Origin of the sequence: Streptomyces sp. NPDC059743, assembly GCF_042732975.1 — a bacterium.
Taxonomy (GTDB): Bacteria; Actinomycetota; Actinomycetes; order Streptomycetales; family Streptomycetaceae; genus Streptomyces.
In genome coordinates, this window is the sequence record NZ_JBHWGS010000026.1 from 112,345 (window position 1) to 129,499 (window position 17,155).

The following is a 17,155-nucleotide window of genomic DNA, read 5'->3' on the forward strand; positions in this document are numbered from 1 at the left end:
TTCACACGGGCAAGAATCCGTCCCACCGATCGTACAAGGGCGCGGAGACGACCTTCTGGCGAGTCTTCCCCTCGGACGGCTCCGCCGTCGGTGACCCGTCGGCGGAAGCCGCGGGAGGACAGTGAGCCTGACCAGACTGGCGAAGACGCTCCTTGTGACGTCTTATGGCGTCGCCTGGATGCTGCTGATCATCGAATGGGTGACCGCGTGAGCGGCGTCCTCCCCGGGTGCGAAGGAGTCTCTCCGATCGCACCCGGGTTTCGCCGGGAGTCTCGTCGACTCGATCGGACCGCTCAGGTATGACGTGAGCCGGCTGGTCATCCGGTGCTCGGACGAGGATGCCGAGCACCCTCCCCCCCCGGGGGGGCTAGCGTGGGAGTTGGGGGATCTCGATGGCCGGGCAGCGGTCCATGACCATGGACAGGCCCGCCGCGCGGGTGCGGGCGTATGCCGCCTCGTCGATCACGCCGAGCTGGAACCAGACCGCCTTCGCGCCGATCGTTACCGCCTCGTCCGCGACCGCGCCCGCCAGGTCGCTGTTGACGAAGACGTCCACGACATCGACCGGGAAAGGGATGTCGGCCAGCGAGGCATAGCCCGGTTCGCCGTGGACCGTCTCGGCCTTCGGATGCACCGGGACGATGCGCTTGCCGAAGCGCTGGAGCGTGGCCGCGACTCCGTAGGCCGCCCGGGAAGGGTTGCTCGACAGGCCCACCACGGCCCAGGTGTCACCGGTCGAGGTGAGGATCTTACGGATCGTCTCTGCGTCTGCGTACATGCCATCTGCGTACATGCCAGGAGAACGGACCGTACGCCCCGGCCATTCCCGTCGGACACCGCCGCATAGGGTGGAGAGATGCAGGAGCAGTACCGGACCGTCGCCCGCGCGGGCATGCACGAGACCGAGATCAACCGGTCGCGCTTTCTCTGCGCGCTCGCGCCCGCCGCGACCGAACGGGAGGCACAGGAGTTCGTCACACGCGTCCGCAAGGAGCATCCGACGGCCACCCACAACTGCTACGCGTATGTGATCGGCGCCGACGCCTCCGTACAGAAGGCGAGCGACGACGGAGAGCCCGGCGGGACGGCCGGTGCGCCGATGCTCCAGATGCTGATGCGGCGCGAGGTGCGCTACACCGCGGCGGTCGTCACCCGCTACTACGGCGGCGTTAAACTCGGCGCGGGCGGGCTCATCCGGGCGTACGGCGGAGTGGTCGGCGAAACCCTGGATGCCCTGGGCACGGTGACACGACAGCGCTTCCGGCTCGCCACCGTCACCGTCGACCATCAGCGCGCGGGCAGGCTGGAGAACGATCTGCGCGCCACGGGCCGTACGGTGCGCGAGGTGCGCTACGGCGAGACGGTCACCATCGGCATCGGCCTGCCGGACGCGGATCTGGCGTCCTTCCGTGCCTGGCTCGCCGATACCACGGCAGGAACGGCCGTACTGGAACTGGGCGGCGAGGCCTTCATTTGAGGATTCTGAGGATTCTGCACACATGAGGATTCTGCACACTTCCGACTGGCATCTCGGCCGCTCGTTCCACCGCGTGAGCCTGCTCGACGCCCAGGCCGCCTTCCTCGACCATCTTGTCGCGACGGTCCGGGAGCGCGAGGTGGACGTGGTCCTGGTCGCGGGCGACGTCTATGACCGGGCCGTGCCGCCGCTCGCCGCCGTGGAGCTCTTCGACCGCGCGCTGCACCGCCTCGCCGAGGCCGGCGTACCGACCGTCATGATCTCCGGCAACCATGACTCGGCGCGCCGACTCGGCGTCGGCGCCGGGCTGATGGAGCACGCCGGGATCCATCTGCGGACCGATCCGGCCGGCTGCGGCATTCCCGTACTCCTCTCCGACGCCCATGGCGAGGTGGCCTTCTACGGACTGCCATATCTCGAACCGGCCCTGGTACGCGATGAGTTCAAGGCGGCGAAGCCCGCACATGAGGCAGTGCTCGGCGCCGCGATGGAGCGCGTACGGACCGACCTCGCGGGCCGCGCACCCGGCACCCGCTGCGTCGTCCTCGCGCACGCCTTCGTCGTGGGCGGCGCGCCCAGCGACAGCGAGCGCGACATCACCGTCGGCGGAGTGGCCTCCGTGCCCGTAGGGATCTTCGACGGCGTGGACTATGCCGCGCTCGGCCATCTCCACGGCTGCCAGATCCTCACCGAGCGTGTCCGTTACGCGGGTTCACCGCTCGCGTACTCCTTCTCCGAGACCGGCCACCGCAAGACCATGTGGCTGGTGGAGCTGGGACCGGACGGCGAGATCGACGCCGAGCGCGTCGACTGCCCGGTGCCGCGCGCGCTGGCCAGGATCCGCGGCCCGCTCGACACGCTGCTCGACGATCCCGGGCTCGCCCGGCACGAGGACTCCTGGGTCGAGGCGACCTTGACCGATCCGGTCCGCCCGGCCGAGCCCATGGCCCGGCTCACCGGGCGTTTCCCGTACACGCTCAGCCTCGTCTTCGCTCCCGAGCGCGCGGACGACGATCCGCTCGCCTCCTACGCCCAGCGGCTCGCGGGCCGTACCGACCAGCAGATCGCGGAGGACTTCGTGGCGCATGTACGGGGCGGGGCCGGGCCCGACGAACACGAACGCGCCGTGCTGCGCGACGCGTTGGACGAGATACGGGCCGACGGCGCGGCGCGCGAGGTGAGCCGGTGAGACTGCACCGGCTGACGATCACCGCCTTCGGCCCTTTCGCCACCACCCAGACCGTCGACTTCGACGCGCTCTCCACCGCCGGGCTCTTTCTGCTGCACGGCCCGACCGGCGCGGGCAAGACCTCCGTACTCGACGCGGTCTGCTACGCGCTGTACGGAGCCGTGCCCGGGGCCCGGCAGAGTCCCGGCGCTCCGCTGCGCAGCGACCACGCGTCCTCCGGGACCGCGACCGAGGTGGCGCTCGAACTGACCGTGGGCGGAAGGCGGTTCGAGATCACCCGGCGGCCCGCGCAGCAGCGCCCGAAGAAACGCGCCAAGGCCAAGGGCTTCACCACGGAGAAAGCCCAGAGCCTGCTGCGGGAGTACGACGCCGAGCGCGCCGAATGGCGGGCGCTGAGCCGCTCCCACCAGGAGATCGGAGAGGAGATCGGCCAGCTCCTCGGGATGAGCCGTGAGCAGTTCTGCCAGGTGGTGCTGTTGCCTCAGGGCGACTTCGCCCGCTTTCTGCGCGCCGACGCCGAGGCGCGCGGCAAGCTTCTCGGCACGCTCTTCGACACGCGCCGGTTCGCCGCGGTCGAGGAACGGCTCGCCGAGCTGCGCCGCGCCGCGGAACACCGGGTACGCGCGGGCGACGACCGGCTGCTCGGTGTCGCACAGCGCATCGCCCAGGCCGCGGACGGCAGTTCGGCTCCCTCGCCGCCCGAGCGTCGGCCGGGCGACGCAGGGCTCGCGCAGGCTGTTCTGGAGTGGGCGGCGGTCGCCCGCTCCACCGCCCAGGAGCGGGCCGACATCGCGGAGTCGGCGCTCACCGCGGCCGAGAGCCGACGGGCCGACGCCCGGCGCGAGTTGGACTCCGTACACGAACTGGCCCGGCTGCAAAGGCGGTTCGCCGACACGCGACTGCGCGCCGAGGCGCTCGAAGCCCGCCGCGCCGAGCGCGACCGAGGCCAGGCGCTGCTGGAGCGGGCCCACAAGGCCGAGTTGGTGGCCCCGGCGCTCGCCCTGCGCGAGGAGGCCGAGGAGGCGCATCGGGAAGCGTGTGACGAGTACGACCGTACGCGGGCGCTGCTGCCGGCCGATCTCGCGGAGGCGGGCGCCGAGCAACTGGCCTCGCTGGAACGGGCCATGAGGCAGGAGCTCGGCGCTCTCGACGCGGCCCGGCGCGCGGAGCTGCGCAGTGCGGAGATCACTGAGGAACGGGCCGAACTGGACCGGCAGGCGCGTGCCGACGAGGAGATCCTCCAGGACGCGGCGGGCTGGCTGGCGGGCTGGGAGTCCGAACGCCGGGCGCTACGGGACCGTATCGAGGCCGCCCAGGAGGCGGCGACACGCGCCGAACAGCTCGCCGGACAGCTCGAACCGGCCCGGCAGCGGCTCGAAGCCGCCGTCCGGCGCGACAGCCTGGAAGCGGCGGCCGACGACGCCGAGCGGCGGCTGCGCCGGGTCAGGGACCACGCCAACATCGCGCATGAGAGCTGGCTCGAACTGCGGGAGCGGCGGCTGCGCGGCATGGCGGCCGAGCTGTCAGCCCGGCTCGTCGACGGCGAGCCGTGCGCGGTCTGCGGCTCCGCCGCCCATCCCGAGCCCGCGCGCGCCGCCGACGGACAGGTCGAACCGGCCGCCGAGGAAGCCGCGTTGACGGCGTATCAGCGGGCGGCGAAGGCCCGTGACACGGCCGAGCGCGAGCATGTCGCTCTCGTGGAGCGGTACGCGGCGGCCCGCGAGGCGGCCGGTGGCGCGGGAGTGGGTGTGAGCGTGGGTGTGGGTTCCGGGTCCGGAGTCGCCGAACTCACCTCATTCGCAAGGGAGTTGGAGCGGGAGTACACCGAGGTGCATCGGCTCGCGGCCGGTACGCACGCGGCGCGCGAGGCCCTCGACCGTGCCGAGCGCGAGCACGAGAAGCGGCTCGCCGCACGACAGCAGGCCGAACGCCGCGTCGCCGCCCGTACCTCACGACGTGAAGCCCTTGACCGCGAACAGGGCGCGCTGCGCGCCGAGTTGAGCCGCGCCCGAGGAGACGCCGAATCCGTCGCGGAGCGCGCCGCACAGCTTGAGCGCCGGGCCCATTGGCTGGCCGAGGCCGCCGAGGCCGTACGCGCGGTCGACACCACGGCGCTACAGCTGAAGGAGGCCCACGGCAGACTCGCGAGCGCCGCCTTCCGTGCCGGTTTCGACACTCCGCAGGCCGCGGCTGCCGCCCTGCTCACCGATAGGGACCGGCGCGAACTCCAGTACCGGCTGGACGAGTTCCAGGCCGAGGCCGCCGCGGTCGCCGACCGGCTCGCCGAACCGGACGCCCGGGCCGCCGCCGAGCGCCCGCCCGCAGGCACCGCCGCCGCGCAGGACGCGCACGACCGGGCCGAGCGTGCGCTGCGGGACGCGTCCGCCACCGCCGTCGCCGCCCGGGACCGCCGCGCCGAACTGGGCCGGCTCTCCCGGCTGGCCGAGACGGAGGTACGCGCGCTCGGCCCGGTGCGTGAGGAGTACGACCGCGTGGCATGCCTCGCCGGACTCACCGCGGGCACCTCCGCCGACAACGAACGCAGGATGCGCCTGGAGTCCTATGTGCTGGCGGCCCGGCTGGAACAGGTCGCCGCGGCGGCCACCGTACGGCTCCAGCGCATGTCCTCCGGGCGGTACGCCCTCGTCCACTCCGACGCGCGGGCGGGCGGGCTGCGCAGGTCGGGACTGGGACTCCAGGTTGTCGACGCCTGGACGGGCAGCGCGCGCGACACCGCGACGCTCTCGGGCGGCGAGACCTTCTTCGCGTCCCTCGCCCTGGCGCTGGGTCTCGCGGATGTCGTCACCGACGAGGCCGGTGGCGTACGGCTGGACACCCTCTTCATCGACGAGGGATTCGGCAGCCTGGACGACCAGACGCTGGACGAGGTCCTCGATGTCCTGGACGCGCTGCGGGAACGCGACCGCAGCGTCGGCATCGTCAGCCATGTCGCCGATCTGCGCCGCCGTATTCCGACCCAGCTGGAGATCGTCAAGGAACGGCACGGCTCGGCGGTGCGCCAGCGCGCGGCGGGGGAGCCGGAGGCGTAAAGGCGCGGGCGGTCGTCAGCGACGAGGAGCCGGTCAGCGGCTGAGGGAGCGGCGGGGCAGCGGCGAGGAGTAGACGACGCTGGTGGTGACCGAGCCCAGGGCGCCGATCCGGCCCGAGATCTCTTCGAGATGGCTCATCGAGCGGGCGGCGACCTTCAGTACGAAACAGTCGTCGCCCGTCACATGGTGCGCCTCCAGAATCTCGGAGGTCGCCTCCAGCAGATCGTGGAACGGCTTGTAGTTGCCGTTCGGATAACGCAGCCGTACGAAGGCGAGGATGGACCGGCCGAGCCGCTCACGGTCGACCACCGCGGTATAGCCGGAGATCACTCCGGCTTCCTCCAGTCGGCGCACCCGCTCGGTCACAGCGCTCGCGGACATGGAGACGGCCCTGGCCAGCTCGGCGAAGCTGATCCGGCCGTCGCGTTGCAGGACATCCAGCAGGTGCCAGTCGGTGGCGTCCGGTGAAAACTCGGTCATCACCGAGAAATAGCAGGGAAAGCTCATGCCCATCAAGGTGAGGACCGGGGAATCCCTCTTCAGCGGGCCGGTCGGCGACCGTAGATTTCTGGTCATGACCACACATTCCCGCACGAGTGTCCAAGCTCCTGCTACTGCTCTGGTTCCGGCTCCTACGTCAGCTCCTGCTCCTGTTCCGGCCCCTGGCCACGCTCCGTCGACCGCCGACAGCCCGGTCCTGCGGGTGCCGCCCGCCTCGCCCGGCGAAGCCGTCGCCTACTTCGGCGCGAGCCTCGCCTTCCACGCGGATGTCTCCGATGTCGCCGCCGCGCTGGCCGCCGACGGCGATCCCGGCTTTGTCCTACTCGACTCCCGCTCCACCGAGTCCTGGGACCAGGGCCATATCCCGGGAGCCGTCCACCTCCCGACCGCACTGATCGCCGAGCAGGCCGAGCCGCTCCTCGACAAGGCGGTGCCGGTCGTCACGTACTGCTGGGGCCCGGGCTGCAACGGCGCCACGCGCGCCGCGCTCGCCCTCGCCGGTCTCGGCTATCAGGTGAAGGAGATGCTCGGCGGTATCGAGTACTGGATCCGCGAGGGCTTCGAGATCGAGACCGCGCAGGGCCTCGAACGCCACGCCGCCGATCCACTGACCGCACCCGTAGGCGCGGCGGTCTGCGGCTGCTGACCCACGCGGGTTTCGGCGTTCACCGGTGTGCGCGGAAGAACTCGATGAGGTCGTGTGCGAGGAGTTCGGGCTCTTCGTGGGCCGCGAAATGGCCGCCGCGGGGCATGCGGGTGTACCTCGTGATGTTGTACGTGCGCTCGGCCCAGCTACGGGGCGGCTGCGTGAGGTCGGCCGGGAACAGGGCGAGGGCCGTGGGCACATTCACCCGCTCCACGCGCCTCGTCAGCCGCTGCCCGTATTCGTAGTAGGGCCGGAACGAGGTCGAGATGGTGTGGGTGAACCAGTAGAGCGACGCCTGCGTCAGGATGAAGTCGTCGCTGAACCGGGACGACAGGTCGCCTCCGCAGTCGCTCCACGCGCGGTACTTCTCGACGATCCAGGCGAGCAGCCCGGTCGGCGAATCGGCCAGTCCGTAGCTCAGGGTGAGTGGGCGGGTGCTCTGTTCGTGCAGGTATCCGCCCTCTTCGGCGGACCATGCCGCGACGGAATCGAGGTACTCCTGCTCCTCAGGAGTGACGCCGGCGGCGTCGTACGTGACCGGGTTGGCGATCGCCATCAGATGGATGCCCACCAGGGCGTCCGGATGGGCTTCGCCGAGCCGGGAAGTGATGCCGGCGCCCAGGTCGCTCCCGTGCGCGGCGTAGCGCTCGAAGCCGAGTTCGTCGCGCATGAGCCGGTGCCAGATCTCGTGTGTCTGCGGCGGCTCCGTGAGCGAGGGCCGCTGAGGTGAGAAGACGAATCCGGGCAGCGAAGGGACGATGACGGTGAACGCGTCGGCGGCATCGCCTCCGTACTGCGACGGTGTGGCCAGCCGGCGGGCGAGGGCGGTCAGTTCGAGGAAGGAGCTGGGCCATCCGTTGGTCAGAACGATCGGCAGGGCGCCGGAGCGTTCACCGTCGAAGCGGAGGTAGTGGAGGAGAGTTCCGTCGATGTCCGCGAGGTGGGACGGGAGTGCGTTGATGGCGGCTTCGTGGGCACGCCAGCCGTAGTCGGAGGCCCAGCGGGCGACAAGGCGTCGCAGTTCGCCGGCCTCGGTACCGGCATCCCATCCGCCGACGGGCCAGGGAGTCGGCCACCGTGTGCCGAGCAGCCGTGAGCGCAGCTCGTTCAGCTCGATGTCGGTGACGGTGATCATGGGTGTGTGGTGGGCCATAGGAGTCTCCAAGGTTTCCGTTCTCACATGAGAGTGGTGCATGCCTGAGCGTCCAAGCCTGCGTCAGGGTGTGTGGTTCGGGGTCGCGCAGCGCCGCCAGATGGAGCCCGAAGCCAGGACCGCACTGCGGGATATCGGGATGACATCCACTGCCGTACCGACGATCATGGGCGCTCATGTCCGCACTTGATTCCCCCGGCGCCCTGGCTCTGCGCCGTGACCCGTTGCCGCTGTGCGGCCGGACCGCCTTGGTGACCGGGGCCAGTCGCCGTGGTGGTATCGGTTGCGCGGTCGCGCGGCGGCTGGTCGCGTACGGCGCGAGCGTCTATCTCCATCACCATGTGCCGCACGATGCGCGTCAGCCCTGGGGCGCCGATCCCGAAGGGCCGGAAGGTGTCGCCGCGTATGTACGGGAGGCGCGGGCGGATCCGGCGGCGCGGGTGGTGCACGGTCCCGGGGATCTGGCCGGGCCCGAGGCACCCGCGGAACTGATCGGCACCGCCGCCGAGGCACTCGGCGGGCGGCTCGACATTCTCGTCGCCAACCACGCGCTCAGCGGTTCCGACGGCACGCTCGACACCGTCGACGCGGCGATGCTCGACGCGCACTGGGCGGTCGACACCCGGTCGGTCGTGCTGCTCGTCCAGGCGTACGCCCGGCTGCGCGCGGCGCTTCCCGACCGTACGCCCGGCGGCCGGATCGTCATGATGACTTCTGGTCAGGACCTCGGAGGCGGGATGCCGGAGGAGATCGCGTACGGGCTGGCCAAGGGAGCCCTCGCCTCGGCGACACGGTCCCTGGCCAACTCGCTCGCGGATCTCGCGGTGACGGTCAACACCGTCAATCCCGGTCCCGTCGACACCGGTTATCTGACGGGCTCCGCGTACGAGGCGATCGCCGCGCTGTTCCCGGCCGGACGCTGGGGCATGCCCGATGATCCGGCGCGGCTGATCGCCTGGCTCGCCACCGACGAGGCCGAGTGGATCACCGGTCAGATCATCGACTCGGAGGGCGGTTTCCGCCGCTGAACCGGACGGTCGGTGAACCGGATGGCCGGCGCCGAGACCGTCCGTACCCGTGCCGGCCCGTGACTCGTACGGCTCGTACGGTTCTTACAGCTCGTACGGTTCGTAAGGGCGCCTCACCACACCGCCGGCGGACGCCGCCGGGCCCGTGCCTTTCGGCCGGGACCGGCAGCCGCCGTACCGCTACAGCTACCGCTGCCGCCACCGCCGCTCAGAGCTTGGACAGCTCTTCCACCAGGTCGTCCAGACCCAGCGAGCCCTGCGACAGCGCCGCCATGTGCCAGGCCTTCGCGTCGAACGCGTCGCCATGTGCCTTACGGGCGTTCTCCCGCCCGAGCAGCCAGGCGCGCTCGCCCAGCTTGTAGCCGATCGCCTGGCCCGGCATCGAGAGATAGCGGGTCAGCTCGCTCTCCACGAAGTCCGCGGGACGGCCGCTGTGGTTCCCGAAGAACTCCTGCGCCAGCTCAGGCGTCCAGCGCTCGCCCGGGTGGAACGGCGAATCCGCCGGGATCTCCATCTCCAGATGCATACCGATGTCCACGATCACCCGGCAGGCACGCATCATCTGCGCGTCCAGATAACCGATCCTGCGCTCCGCGTCCGGCAGGAAGCCCAGCTCGTCCATGAGCCGCTCCGCGTAGAGCGCCCAGCCCTCCGCGTTGGCGCTGACCATGCCGACGGTCGCCTGGTAGCGGGAGAGCTGGTCGGCGACCAGCGTCCACTGGGCAAGCTGGAGATGGTGGCCCGGGACGCCTTCGTGGTACCAGGTGGACACCAGGTCGTATACGGGGAAGCGGGTGGCGCCCATGGTCGGGAGCCAGGTGCGGCCGGGCCGTGAGAAGTCCTCGGACGGGCTGCTGTAGTACGGCGCGGCCGGCCCGCCGGGCGGTGCGATCCGGGACTCCACCTTCCGTACCTGCTCGGCGAGTTCGAAGTGTGTGCCGTCCAGCGCATCCATGGCCTCGTCCATGAGGTTCTGGAGCCACTCCCTGACCTCGTCGACGCCCTCGATGTGCTCTCCGTGCTCCTCAAGATGCGCGAGTGCCTCCCAGGGACCGGCGCCCGGCAGGATCTTCTCGGCCTCGGTCCTCATCTCGGCCAGCAGCCGGTGGTACTCGGACCAGCCGTACGCGTACGCCTCGTCCAGATCGAGATCCGTGCCGTTGAAGTAGCGCGCCCAGCGGGCGTAGCGCTCCCGGCCCACGGTGTTCGGCGCGTCCTCGACGGCGGGCGCGTACACATCACGGATCCAGTCACGCAGCTCCGCGACGGCGGCGGTGGCCCCGCGCGCGGCGTCGTCCAGCTCGGTACGGAGCGGTTCGGGGCCCGCCGAGGCGAACTCCTCGAACCAGCCGCGCTCCTCACCGGCCCACTCCGTGAGCTGGCCGACAAAGGTCGCGGTGGGGCGCGGCCCGGCGTACAGCTTGCGTTCGAGTCCCAGGGCGAGCGAGGCGCGGAAACCTTCCAGCGCCGCCGGCACGGCCCGCAGCCGCTCGGCGATCGCCGCCCAGTCCTCGTCCGTCTCGGCCGGTGTCACGGTGAACACTTCGCGGATGTGATGCGCCGGCGAGTGGATGTTGCTGACCTTGCGCAGCCCTTCGTCGGCGTCATGGACGGCGAGTTCCGCCGTCAGCCGCTCACGCAGCAGCCGGCCGCAGCACCGCTCGGCATCGGCGTCCGCGCCCGGCAGCGTCTCGGCCCGGTCGAGCCGGGCGAGCGTCTCCCGGGCGAGATCGGCGAGAGCCTGCTGACCGGCCGGGGAGAAATCGGGAAGGCGACGGGAACTCTCCGCGACGCCCAGAAAGGTGCCGGTGATGGGATCGAGTTCGATGAGTGCGTCGACGTAGGCGTCGGCGACCTGGCGGGGCAGCGCGCTGCCGGCTGTGTCTGACATGCGGGCCATCTTCTCCAAGAGAGACCGCCCTCGTCACATCATGAATTCCGTGGCATGGGCGGATTGGCCGACGACAGAGGCTTGAGCGGCCCTCGATCGCCCTGCCGGAAGACCAGTTGAGCAGTGGCCGGGAGGTGCCCGGGAGGTGAAGGAGGCGGCTTCGGGCCAAGAGCCGGATTCGTTCCGTCCGGAGACGGGCAGGCCGGGGCCCGGGGCGGACTTCGGACCGCCGCCGAGTTTGGCCGGAACAGGACGGTCGGCCGCCGCGCCCGTAAGGACCGAACGGACCCGGTGGGCTGCGCCGGGCTGTGCGCGAGGCGTCCGGTCCGTACGGGCCGGGTGTTCAGATATGGCGTATTCGGGTGCTCGTGCTCGTGCTCAGCGGTCTCGGGTGCTCAGCGGTCGGCCTGGCCGTGGTGGTCGAACAGACCGGAGTCCCCGTACGGCGGCAGCACCGACACGGACGTCGGGTCCAGCCGGGCCGTGATGACGAGCGTGCCCTCCTCGATCTGGTAGTCCAGCGGCAGACCGAGATCGCGCATGGTCGCGACCATGGCGGTGTTGGACGCCTGGGTGACCGCGTACACGCTGGTGCAGTGCGCCTCCACGGCGAGCGCGACCAGTCGGCCGAGCAGCTCGGAGCCGATACCGCGCCGCTGCCAGGCGTCCTCGACGATCAGCGCGACCTCGGTCTCGTCGCCGTCCCAGAGCAGATGCCCGAGGGCGACCAGCCGCCCGGAAGCCGACTCGACCGCGAGCGTACGGCCGAAGCGCGGGCTGAGCAGATGCTGGAGATAGCGGTCCGCGTCGCCCACCGGGCCGTGGTAGCGCTGGCTCAGCGTGCGCTCGGAGCAGCGGCTGTGCATGGCGAGCGCCGCGTCGAGATCGTCACGGTCGGCACGCCGTACGGTGATCTCCTCGCCTTCCGGGAGCGTCAGCACATCCTGGCTGCGCGGGATGCGCGGGCCGAGCCGGGCGTCCAGCTCGACCAGGGCGCGGGCCCGGGCGAATTCGGTGGGCGTGAAGGCGAGATACGGGCGCTCGACGGTGATGCTTCCGCCGTTCGGGTCGTGCAGCCGCATCTCCGTACCGTCCAGCACGCCCTCGACCGGCGCGCTCTCACCGGTGGCGCGTCCGGTGACCGGGAGCGCGGGCCGCGAGTGGATCGTGCAGCGGCCGAGCAACTGGCGCAGCGCGAGCGGCAGCTCGGCGCCGTCCAGCGCCGTACGGGTGGCCAGGCCCAGCACCCGGGTCGGTGTGTCCACCAGATCGTGTGCGTCGGCGCGCTCGATCCAGGTGCCGCTGCCGCCCGCCGCCGAGACCTCGCCGATGAGGTCCTTCGCTTGGAGCCCGGCCGGAGCGCGCAGCAGGAACTCGTCCACCGTGCCCTCGGCCAGCGGATGCGTCTGGAGCGTGAGGATGTCCACATGGAGCGTGGCGAACGCCGTGCACAGCGCGGCCAGACTGCCCGGCTCGTCCCGCACGGTGGTCCGCATCCGCCAGAGCACCGTCTCGACCGTCTCGGCCGGGAGGACTCCCTGCCGGGGGTCCGGAAGGGCCGGTACGGGCAGGGCGTCGGAGCCCGTGTCGGAGACGTGGGCGGGATCGGCGGCCGGTGGTGCATGACTGTGCCTCCGTGCCCACCATGTGTGGAAGGCGGCGGTGGCGATCAAGGTCAGGGCGGAGGCGAACAGCAGGAACGTACCGTCGGGTCCATGCGCGATCATGTTCGCCACGGAGTCGGCGACCGCCACCGCGGTGAACAGCGCGGCCAGTTCGACAAGGTCCCGCCGCCAGTGGTGGGGGCGGCGGACACTCTTCGCAGACGTCACATTGGTCATGACCTCACTCTGACGGAATGGTGTTGCGTGATCACGAACGGTTTGTGACTGATGGGTTAAGGATGGTTCTGTTCCCATTTGGGCGATCTTCGGCCAGTTCTGGCGTGGAATGATCGTCTCCCTGACGCAATGCGGCCAGCAGCCGGGCCGCCTGGGAGGCGAGACGCGACGAGCCTCCGCGGGCCGCCAATTCGGCCAGACCTGGTATCGCATCCCGCGCGCCGCACCGCTCCACACACTCCGCGGCCACGGCCAGCAGCTCCCCGAGACCGGGACGTACGGCCGCGGCGGCCTTCGCCTTCGCCGTCCCGGTCCTGGCGGCCACAGTCTCGGCGGCCACAGTCCTGGCCCTTCCGGCGGGCCGTGGCCGGGCGGCCTCCGCTGCCAGCAGGCCGGGCAGTGCGGCGCCGAGCACCGACCAGACCGTGGCGTACGCGCCGGTCGCCGCGGCGGTGCGGAGCGCGTCGGCCAGCCGGTTGACCTTGACGGCCTCGGAGGTCACCAGCGTGGCCAGTTCCCGCCCGAGCAGCGGCGCGTCCAGATCACCGCGGGCGGCCAGCACCAGCAGCGCGTCCATCGCCGACAGCCGGTCGTCCGGATGCCGGGCGCCGAGTCCGTACGCCACGCCCCGGTGCAGGCCGGCACCGACAGGACCACCGCTCTCGGCGAGCACCGGCAGCCACCAGGAGCCGCCCCGCTGGTCGTCCTCCGCGCAGGCCGCCACCTTGGGCAGCAGCCACCCGGCGAGTATGTCCCGGTCCTCGGGCAGTACGGCGGGCCAGTGGGCGCGCTCGCCACCGACCCAGTGATGGCAGCCCGATCCGGCGGGCAGCACGGGACTGCCCAGCCAGCGGAAGGCCGGCGGGAACTCCCGGTGGATCGCCAGCCGCTCCCTGACCGCGCCCAGCCGGCCTGTCACCGACTCCAGCCAGCGGCGGCCCTCCTCGGCGGGCTCGTCCGCCTCCGGCTGCCCGGGCTCCTCGGCGGAGTCGAGCGCGGGCAGTGCCGTGCCGTCGCCGCTGAGCCAGGCGGCCAGCCGGTCGGCCTCAGGAGTGCCGAGCGCCGCCGCCGCGCGCGCCGCCTCCGGGTCGGAGTCGCGCCGTACCCGGAGCAGGGCCTGGGCGAAGTCCACCGGAGCCGGCGTGGCACAGAGCCGCTGGTACTCGCTGAGCCGCTCGACCAGGACATCGGGATCCAGCGCGCCCGTCTCCCAGGTCGGCGTGGCCAGCAGAAAGGGCAGCGGCCGGGTGCGCAGCAGAAAGGCGGCCTCCCACAGCCGCGCCTCGGTGACTCCATTCAGCACGGTGTGCGCGCAGGACTGCCGTACCGCCGCCCGCGACCTGGTGTTCCACAGCGCCGTGACGGAGACCTGCTCGCATATGGAGGCCGCCACCACCTCCACTCCGTCGGGGATCCTGGAGAACCGCCGGTCGCGGTCCTGCTCCGGTCCGCCGTCGAGCCACCAGCAATCGGCCAGCGCGTTCTTCAGCGCGTCGGCGAGCGCCGCCCGGTCCTGGTAGGCGTGCCGCACTAGCCCGTCCAGCGTCCGTTCGAACGAGACCACCTCCTCGCGCGAGACGACCAGCGCCACCACCTCCTCGACCAGCTCGGCGAGGCCCGCCGGGGCGGGAGCGAGACGGGCCGGGACCGGCGCGGGCGGCAGGATCTCCTCGTACGGGACCGGATCCGGCCCCGTCGGCAGTTCACCGAACACCTCGGTGGCCCGCGCCCGGTGGACCGGGCTCAACGAAGCCGCCGCCAGGACCAGTTCGGCCCGCGGCTCGGCACCGACGGCGGAGAGATGGCGCGCCACCAGCTTCAGCGCCCGCTCCTGGACAGCCGTGTCCTCGTGCCCGAACGCCTCGGCGACGACGGGCAGCAGCTCACCGGCCGAGCCGCCGTCCGCGCGCAGGACCTTGCCCAGCAGCACCAGTTGGGCCCTGACAAGCTTCTTCTCCGGCCGGAACAGCACCGATCGGGACATGTCCGCGAGGCTCCGCACCGGCAGATCATCCGCGAGCGCCAGCCTGGCGAGCACGCCCTGCGCGTAACCCGCGACGGTCGACGGCCCGTCCGCCGCCATACCGATCCAGTCGGCCAGATGGTCCCGTTCCTCGTCCGCGGTCGGCGCGAGCCGGCGCAGCAGATTCAGGAAGAAGCCCAGATCGCCCGGTGCGCCGCCGCGCAGCAGACGCGCGATGGACGAGTCCACCAGCAGACTCCGCTCCACCACGCCCTCCTCGGCGAGGACGGTGAGCGCCGTCGGCCAGTGGTGCGGTTCCTCGGCATCGCCGTACCAGCCGAGAGGAGAGGGGAGTTCGGCTGTCTCGAAGAGCCTGGGCACCATGATCCGCACCAGCGGGTCCGCCCGGAGCGCGGGCAGGAGCCTGCCGTGCGACGGCGTGGCCTCAGCCCAGCCGTGCACAAACGCGTCAGTGGTCGGCACCGGACATCCCGCGAGCCGCACCAGGCCCGCGATCAGCGGATGGTCGAGCTGCGCGGTCGAGGCCCGGCCCGCGAGGCGGTGCGCCACATCCCCGAGCCAGCCGGGATCACGCTCCGCCAGCAGGTCGAGCAGCTCGGTGTGTGGCAGCCCGAGACCTTCACGGATCTCACGCGCGCCGATCCAGGCCGCCGTCGCCGCGGCCCCCGTATGGCAGCCGGCTCCCGCCACCAGCAGCGCGTGTCCCGCCTTTCTGCGCTCGCGCCACTGGTCCCAGGGCCAGCCGCGCATCTCCGTGCGGAACGCCTTCAACGCGGCCAGCTCCGTCTTCCTGTCCGCCGCGCTCAGCGGCTTGACCAGCCCGGGAATGTCCTGGACCCGGCCCGCCCGTACGGCGTCGAGCAACTCACTCATCGCACACCGCCGCTCGTCGCAACGGCCTCGTTCGTCACAGCGCTCGCGCTCGTCACAACGGCCTCGCGCCGCGCCATCCGGACGGCCAGCGCGTGTTTGCACGGGCCGCGTCTGCCTCGGTACTCCGCCCACCACTGGCAGGTGCAGCTCAGCACACCGTCGGCCTCCCGCACCTGATAGCGCCGCTCGCCCGAGGCCACGGAGGCCGGCTCGCCGTCCAGCGCCACCGCCCCCGACGAGAGGAGGGCCCTGGCCGCGACCAGCCGTGGATTGTGCCGCTCGGCGCGGTCCGCGTCGTACGGCAGCTCGCGGTGGAAGTACGACGCGTCCGCGAGGTCATAGCCGACCCGGCCGGCCGTACCGAGCCGGGTCAGCGCCGCCCGTACGCGCCCGACCGTCAGCCCTGCCTGCCCGGCCAGCTCCGCCGGATCGATCCGTGGCTCCCACGCCAGCAGTACGGACACCAGCTCGGCGTCCTCCGCCGCCTCGCCGGTGGCCAGCGCCTCCAGCACTCCGCCCTCGCCGGAGAATCCGCGTGCCGCGCTCGGCGACAGAGTCAGTGTGAGCCGCATGCCCGGCAGCACCGCCTCCCAGGCACTCGCCGTCGGCTCTCCGTCCGTCACCGGTCCGTACACCCGCAGCGCCGTGGCGTCCCGCAGCACACGCTGCAAGGCGGCCAGCTGCTCGGGACCCGGCAGACAGACGGCTCCCGGCACCGGCCTGGTGGTCGGCCGCAGAGTCTTCCCGGCCGGTACGACCCACCGCGCCCCACGCGAGGCCGTGCCCGAACCGCGCGGCAGCGAGCGCAGAAAACGGACGGCCTCGCCGGCGGACAGCTCGGCCCGCAGATCGAAGCCGGCGGAGACGACCTGTGCCTCGGCGAAACCGCGCAGCCACCGGTCGGGCAGCGGAACCTTCTTCTCCACCACCGGCTCTTCGACAGTGGTCACCGCCAACTCGTCCGGGCCCACCCGCAGATGGAGCGGATCGTCACCGGTCATCCGCGACAGGGCCTCACGCAGCGGACTGTTCACATCCACATTGGTCGTGCCATGGCCCGTCCGGGCGCCGTCGAGCCCGTCCGGCTCCACATCGAGCCGCGCGTACACGCCGCAGCAGCCGGAGAACGACTCGAAGCGCAGCCGGTCGCCGTTCCCCGTCACCACCGGGTCCAGCGAACCGCCCAGTATCCGCTGGTAGTAGCGCGCGCCCGCGACATCCGCGACCGCCAGCAGCCCTCGGGCGGCGGCCCTGGGCGAGGCCAGAAAGCCCGAGAAGAACCGTGGATGCGCCTCGGCGCCGGTCGGTGTCAGCCCGCCGGAGGTCTCCAGACCGAGGAGCTGCCCGCCCGGGGCGCTCTCCAGGGCGGACGGACGGGAGTAGGCCATTGCCTGCGTGGATCGCGTCATGGAAAAGACGTTAGATCCCGGCACTGACATCGAAGCTGATACTCAGGTTCCGGTGGTCGTGGCTCGGGCACTGACTGGCGCCCTGCTGGGCTGTCTTCCGATTGTTCTGTCCG

12 protein-coding genes are annotated in these 17,155 nt (G+C 71.6%); 5 read left to right on the forward strand and 7 right to left on the reverse strand.

Annotation, left to right across the window (positions count from 1 at the left end):
• Positions 1-367 precede the first annotated feature (367 nt).
• Positions 368-778 carry a CoA-binding protein gene (locus ACFV6H_RS35085; protein ID WP_385550580.1) on the reverse strand — a complete coding sequence of 137 codons (411 nt, stop codon included), beginning with the start codon at positions 776-778 and terminating at the stop codon, positions 368-370.
• A gap of 78 nt (positions 779-856) precedes the next feature.
• On the opposite strand from ACFV6H_RS35085, the gene ACFV6H_RS35090 reads away from it, so the two are divergent.
• From ACFV6H_RS35090 to ACFV6H_RS35100, 3 genes are read left to right on the forward strand one after another with little or no spacing between them, the layout of a single operon-like run.
• Positions 857-1,477, forward strand: a complete 621-nt coding sequence (locus ACFV6H_RS35090) for a YigZ family protein (protein WP_385550582.1) — start codon at positions 857-859, stop codon at positions 1,475-1,477.
• 22 nt (positions 1,478-1,499) lie between these two features.
• Positions 1,500-2,666: an exonuclease SbcCD subunit D gene (locus tag ACFV6H_RS35095; protein WP_384986603.1), complete on the forward strand. Its 1,167-nt coding sequence runs from the start codon at positions 1,500-1,502 to the stop codon at positions 2,664-2,666.
• On the forward strand, positions 2,663-5,716 hold the full coding sequence (locus ACFV6H_RS35100) for an AAA family ATPase (protein WP_385550585.1): 3,054 nt from the start codon (positions 2,663-2,665) through the stop codon (positions 5,714-5,716). Before ACFV6H_RS35095 ends, ACFV6H_RS35100 begins: the two co-directional genes overlap by 4 nt.
• Positions 5,717-5,749: 33 nt before the next feature.
• Here ACFV6H_RS35100 and ACFV6H_RS35105 read toward each other — a convergent pair whose 3' ends face one another.
• Positions 5,750-6,196: an Lrp/AsnC family transcriptional regulator gene (locus ACFV6H_RS35105; RefSeq protein WP_093604629.1), complete on the reverse strand. Its 447-nt coding sequence runs from the start codon at positions 6,194-6,196 to the stop codon at positions 5,750-5,752.
• Between the two features lie 94 nt (positions 6,197-6,290).
• On the opposite strand from ACFV6H_RS35105, the gene ACFV6H_RS35110 reads away from it, so the two are divergent.
• Positions 6,291-6,863 (forward strand): rhodanese-like domain-containing protein, encoded by a 573-nt coding sequence (locus ACFV6H_RS35110; protein WP_385550587.1) that lies wholly within the window; start codon positions 6,291-6,293, stop codon positions 6,861-6,863.
• A 19-nt stretch (positions 6,864-6,882) separates the two neighbouring features.
• On the opposite strand, the gene ACFV6H_RS35115 is transcribed toward ACFV6H_RS35110, so the two are convergent.
• Positions 6,883-8,016 (reverse strand): epoxide hydrolase family protein, encoded by a 1,134-nt coding sequence (locus ACFV6H_RS35115; RefSeq protein ID WP_385550589.1) that lies wholly within the window; start codon positions 8,014-8,016, stop codon positions 6,883-6,885.
• Positions 8,017-8,192: 176 nt separating this feature from the next.
• Here ACFV6H_RS35115 and ACFV6H_RS35120 point away from each other — a divergent pair, with 176 nt between their 5' ends.
• A complete protein-coding gene (locus tag ACFV6H_RS35120; protein WP_385550591.1) occupies positions 8,193-9,044 on the forward strand; it encodes an SDR family oxidoreductase in 852 nt (283 codons plus the stop codon).
• Positions 9,045-9,252: 208 nt separating this feature from the next.
• Here ACFV6H_RS35120 and ACFV6H_RS35125 read toward each other — a convergent pair whose 3' ends face one another.
• From ACFV6H_RS35125 to ACFV6H_RS35140, 4 genes are all read right to left on the reverse strand, one after another.
• Positions 9,253-10,935 carry a DUF885 domain-containing protein gene (locus tag ACFV6H_RS35125; protein WP_385550593.1) on the reverse strand — a complete coding sequence of 561 codons (1,683 nt, stop codon included), beginning with the start codon at positions 10,933-10,935 and terminating at the stop codon, positions 9,253-9,255.
• Positions 10,936-11,330: 395 nt separating this feature from the next.
• Positions 11,331-12,776 (reverse strand): GNAT family N-acetyltransferase, encoded by a 1,446-nt coding sequence (locus ACFV6H_RS35130; RefSeq protein ID WP_385550595.1) that lies wholly within the window; start codon positions 12,774-12,776, stop codon positions 11,331-11,333.
• Between the two features lie 31 nt (positions 12,777-12,807).
• Positions 12,808-15,633, reverse strand: a complete 2,826-nt coding sequence (locus tag ACFV6H_RS35135; RefSeq protein ID WP_385550597.1) for a DUF6493 family protein — start codon at positions 15,631-15,633, stop codon at positions 12,808-12,810.
• Positions 15,630-17,042 (reverse strand): SWIM zinc finger family protein, encoded by a 1,413-nt coding sequence (locus ACFV6H_RS35140; protein WP_385550599.1) that lies wholly within the window; start codon positions 17,040-17,042, stop codon positions 15,630-15,632. The genes ACFV6H_RS35135 and ACFV6H_RS35140 overlap by 4 nt, the downstream gene beginning before the upstream one ends.
• Positions 17,043-17,155: the final 113 nt, after the last annotated feature.

Excerpts from the sequence above, each read along its gene's own strand:
- ACFV6H_RS35110 (WP_385550587.1), top strand. The coding sequence starts at position 6,291 with ATGACCACACATTCCCGCACGAGTGTCCAAGCTCCTGCTACTGCTCTG.
- ACFV6H_RS35095 (WP_384986603.1), top strand. The coding sequence starts at position 1,500 with ATGAGGATTCTGCACACTTCCGACTGGCATCTCGGCCGCTCGTTCCAC.
- ACFV6H_RS35085 (WP_385550580.1), bottom strand. The coding sequence starts at position 778 with ATGTACGCAGACGCAGAGACGATCCGTAAGATCCTCACCTCGACCGGT.
- ACFV6H_RS35140 (WP_385550599.1), bottom strand. The coding sequence starts at position 17,042 with ATGACGCGATCCACGCAGGCAATGGCCTACTCCCGTCCGTCCGCCCTG.
- ACFV6H_RS35105 (WP_093604629.1), bottom strand. The coding sequence starts at position 6,196 with ATGACCGAGTTTTCACCGGACGCCACCGACTGGCACCTGCTGGATGTC.
- ACFV6H_RS35130 (WP_385550595.1), bottom strand. The coding sequence starts at position 12,776 with ATGACCAATGTGACGTCTGCGAAGAGTGTCCGCCGCCCCCACCACTGG.
- ACFV6H_RS35090 (WP_385550582.1), top strand. The coding sequence starts at position 857 with ATGCAGGAGCAGTACCGGACCGTCGCCCGCGCGGGCATGCACGAGACC.
- ACFV6H_RS35115 (WP_385550589.1), bottom strand. The coding sequence starts at position 8,016 with ATGGCCCACCACACACCCATGATCACCGTCACCGACATCGAGCTGAAC.
- ACFV6H_RS35125 (WP_385550593.1), bottom strand. The coding sequence starts at position 10,935 with ATGTCAGACACAGCCGGCAGCGCGCTGCCCCGCCAGGTCGCCGACGCC.
- ACFV6H_RS35135 (WP_385550597.1), bottom strand. The coding sequence starts at position 15,633 with ATGAGTGAGTTGCTCGACGCCGTACGGGCGGGCCGGGTCCAGGACATT.
- ACFV6H_RS35120 (WP_385550591.1), top strand. The coding sequence starts at position 8,193 with ATGTCCGCACTTGATTCCCCCGGCGCCCTGGCTCTGCGCCGTGACCCG.